The 322-nt window shown below is 63.0% G+C and carries 1 pseudogene; it reads right to left on the bottom strand.

What is annotated here, in order from left to right:
* Positions 1-99: 99 nt before the first annotated feature.
* Positions 100-322: pseudogene (locus tag TN53_RS43520) on the bottom strand (IS30 family transposase); the annotation flags it as partial.

Here is a 322-nt window from a genome sequence, read left to right as displayed (position 1 = left end):
ATGGCGTTGTCATAGGAGTCCGCGACGGAGCCGACCGACGCGGAGGCACCGATGTCCGACAGCCGTTCCGTGTAGCGAATTGACACGTATTGGGCGAGTTCAATCAGTCGTTGCAACACCGGGCTGTTGCAACGAGCGTAGCTGCTCTTCGAAGACCTCGGCGGGTGTCCGCCAGCCGAGGATCTTTCGGGGCCGGTTGTTGATCGCCATGGCGACGGCTCCGAGGTCTGCGGACGACCACCGGGACAGATCGGTGCCCTTCGGGAAGTACTGACGCAGCAGGCCGTTCGTGTTCTCGTTCGTCGGTCGTTGCCAGGGCGAG

Source organism: Streptomyces sp. WM6386 (assembly GCF_000972385.1).
Lineage (GTDB): Bacteria > Actinomycetota > Actinomycetes > Streptomycetales > Streptomycetaceae > Streptomyces.
The sequence above is the reverse complement of the archived record's forward strand: the minus strand, read 5'-3'. Positions and strand labels throughout refer to the sequence as shown.